A 3,244-nucleotide genomic window follows, 5' to 3' on the forward strand; every position below is an offset into this window, starting at 1 on the left:
AGCCGCCCCGAGCCGTCCCGCCCGGCTGCCGCCTGAAGCCGGATGCCGTCCCACTTCCACTCGGCCGAGAAGGCGGCCGGATCGAGCTTGGCAAAATCCTCATGCTCCAGCGGGTGGGCCAGCATGGGCGGGCGGAACGGGGCCGGATTGTCGCCCTCCGGCCGCGGCCCACGGCCCTCGACCCAGGCGAACAGCTCCCGGTAGGGCGGCTCGAGCCCGTGCCAGACATGCTCGATGTCGTCAGGCTCGACAGGCGGGTCCTGGCCCTCGCTGAGGCTCGCGAGCGCCGTCTTGGCGAGGCGGGCCGATACGCCGATGCGCAGCTCGCTCGTGATCAGCTTGAGCAGCGCCCAGCGGCCGGTCTCGTCGAGCCCGTCGAGCCAGGTGGCGAGAAGCCGCGGCAGCTCCGACTTTCCGACCGTCGCGAGCCCGTGCACCACCTCCGACAGCGAGGGGACATGCGGGAACGGCCCCTCCGGCGCAACCGGCTCGCCTTCCTCGTCGGGGGGCGGATTGTTGTGGCCGATGCCGGGCGGCTCCCTCCCCCCGCTTGCGGTGGGGAGGGCCGAGTCGGGCTGCAGGCCCGAACCGGGGTGGGGGGCGGTTCCGCTAGGTGAGCCGGTCGAGCGATATCCGGAAGCGCCCCCCACCCCTAGCCCCTCCCAGCCGCTCTCGCGGGGGGAGGGGAACGCCCTCCACATCAGCGCGACCGTCTCCGAGAGGTCGCCGACATAATCATACGACAGCGCGAACAGCGTCGGGTCGGTGCGCTCGACGATCAAATCGCGGATCAGACTTGGCTTGGCGTGCTTGAACGACAGCGCGCCGGTCAGCGCCGCCAGCGCATAGCCGCGGTCGGGATCCCCGACCTCGCGGAAATAGGCGGTGATCAGCCGCAGCTTGTTGTTGCGGCCGGGCTCATAGGCGAGACGGTCGAGCAATTCGGCGAAGCGGTTCATGCCTCCTCGCCCTCCGCCGGCGTCTCGCTCTCCTCCTCGTCGCCATAGCCGACCAGATCGAGCGGCCGCGCGGCAAGGCCCCTGGTGCCGCACCAGTGCACCAGCGCGTCCTCCTGGCCGTGGGTGACCCAGACCTCGCCGGCGCCGGTCGCGGCAATGGTCGCGGTCAGCCCGTCCCAATCGGCGTGGTCGGAGATCACCAGCGGCAGCTCGACGCCGCGCTGGCGGGCCCGCGCGCGCACCCGCATCCAGCCCGAGGCGAAGGCGGTGACCGGATCGGGAAAGCGTCGCGTCCAGATGTCGGAGACGGCGCTCGGCGGCGCCAGCGTGATGGTGCCGGCGAGATCGGCCTTCTTCATGCCGCGTGCGGGCCTGAGCTCGCCGAGCGGAATGCCTCTGGTTTCATAGTAGCGCGTGATCTTCTCCATCGCGCCATGCAGATAGATCGGTGCGTCGTAACCGGCCTGGCGGATCAGCGCGATGACGCGCTGCGCCTTGCCGAGCGAGTAGGCGCCGACCAGATGCGCGCGCTCCGGAAACAGCGCCACGGAAGCGAGCAGCTTCCGGATCTCGGCCGCGGCGTCGCCATGCCGGAATACCGGCAGGCCGAAGGTTGCCTCGGTGATGAAGACGTCGCACGGCACGAGCTCGAACGGCGCGCAGGTCGGGTCGCGCGCATCCTTGTAGTCGCCGGAGGCGACGATGCAGGTCTCCTTGCAGGACACCGCAATCTGCGCCGAGCCGAGCACATGGCCGGCCGGATGGAAGGTGAGGCTGACGTCGCCGAAGCCGATTTTCTCGCCATAGCGTGCGGCCTGGGTGCTGCCGGCGAAGCTCTCGCCATAGCGCAGCCCCATGATGTCGAGCGTCTCCTGGGTCGCCAGCACCGCGCCATGGCCGCTGCGCGCATGGTCGGAATGGCCGTGCGTGATCACCGCCCGCTTAACCGGGCGCACGGGATCGATGTAGAAGTCGCCCGGGCTGCAATAGAGGCCGGCAGGCTGCGGCATCAGTATCTCTTGCGGTCGCATCGCCGTCATATAGGTTCGGCGGCCGCGTCCTTCCAACCGGTTCCCCCGAAACCATGCCCGCACGCCTGTTCCTGTCCTCCGGTGACCTGATCGCCGACCGCCGCTTCGAGTTCGCGCGCGACCTGCAATTGGCGGGCGATCTCGTCGCCGCCGCCGACCTGCTCGAGCAGGCCGCCGAGCTCGCGCCGAATTTCGCCTCGGCCTGGTTCACGCTCGCAGAGATCCGTCATCAGCTCGGCCAACGCGACGCGGCGGTCGCGGCGTTTCTTGAAGCGCGTGCCGCCGATCCAGAGGATCGTCATGGCGCCACGGTCTGGCTGATGCGGCTCGGTGCAGAGGAATTGTCGGCGATGCCGCCCGGCTATGTGCGGACGCTGTTCGACCAGTATGCGCCGCGCTTCGAGGCGGTGCTGCTCGGCGATCTCGATTACCGCGCGCCGCAGCTCCTGTTCAAGGCGGTGGTCGCCGCGCGCGTCACGGCCAGGAGACCCGCCTTCTTCAGGCGCGCCGTCGATCTCGGCTGCGGCACCGGGCTCGGCGCGCGCGCTTTCGCCAAGGAGGTCGATCATTTCACCGGCATCGACCTGTCGCCCGGGATGATCGAGAAGGCGCGGGCGACCGGCCTCTATGCCGAGCTCGTCACGGCCGACATGGTGCAGGGCCTGCGCGAGCGGCCGGAGACCTCAGCCGATCTCGTGCTCGCCGCCGACGCCATGGTCTATGTCGACGATCTCGCGCCGGTGCTGGCCGAGGCACGGCGCGTGCTCGCGCCGGGAGGCGTGCTCGCCTTCACCGTCGAAACCCACGACGGCCGCGGCGTGATCCTCGGCGAGGGCCTGCGCTATGCGCACGCGGCGAGCTATCTCCGTGACGCCGTCGCGAGAGCGGAGCTTGCGCTGGCGAGCCTGGAAGCGGCCTCGCCGCGCATCGAGAACAACGAGCCGGTGCGCGGGCTGGTCGCAGTCGCGACCAGAACTTGAGTCTAGGCGCTACCGTTCCCGCCGGGGTCGGGACGCTGCGCCGCAGGCCGCAACTTCACACTTGCCGGGCGCTGGCGGATGCCCACACAATGTGCGCCAAAGTCCAGGGAGACCAGCCATGAAACTTCGCCCGTCGCGGCGCCAGTTCGGCGCCACCGTGATTGCGTCCGCTGCCGCATCTGCGCTCCCCGCGCCGTTCGTCTGGGCCGCGGACAAGAAGTACGATCCGGGTGCGAGCGACACCGAGATCAAGCTCGGCCAGACCGTGCCGCAT

At 69.9% G+C, this 3,244-nt stretch carries 2 protein-coding genes and 2 pseudogenes; 2 read left to right on the forward strand and 2 right to left on the reverse strand.

Annotated elements, in window-relative coordinates:
* Both JOY90_RS24195 and JOY90_RS24200 read right to left on the reverse strand, forming a co-directional pair.
* Positions 1-959 (reverse strand): annotated as a pseudogene (locus tag JOY90_RS24195) (ATP-dependent DNA ligase); the annotation flags it as partial.
* Positions 956-1,990, reverse strand: coding sequence for a ligase-associated DNA damage response exonuclease (locus tag JOY90_RS24200; RefSeq protein WP_291693634.1), 1,035 nt, complete (start codon positions 1,988-1,990; stop codon positions 956-958). The pseudogene JOY90_RS24195 and the gene JOY90_RS24200, both read right to left, overlap by 4 nt.
* 53 nt (positions 1,991-2,043) lie before the next feature.
* Between JOY90_RS24200 and JOY90_RS24205 the strand changes: the two genes are divergently transcribed.
* Positions 2,044-2,970 carry a class I SAM-dependent methyltransferase gene (locus JOY90_RS24205; protein ID WP_291693635.1) on the forward strand — a complete coding sequence of 309 codons (927 nt, stop codon included), beginning with the start codon at positions 2,044-2,046 and terminating at the stop codon, positions 2,968-2,970.
* A gap of 118 nt (positions 2,971-3,088) precedes the next feature.
* Positions 3,089-3,244: pseudogene (locus JOY90_RS24210) on the forward strand (branched-chain amino acid ABC transporter substrate-binding protein); the annotation flags it as partial.

Origin of the sequence: Bradyrhizobium sp. (assembly GCF_019242285.1) — a bacterium.
Classification (GTDB): Bacteria; Pseudomonadota; Alphaproteobacteria; order Rhizobiales; family Xanthobacteraceae; genus Bradyrhizobium.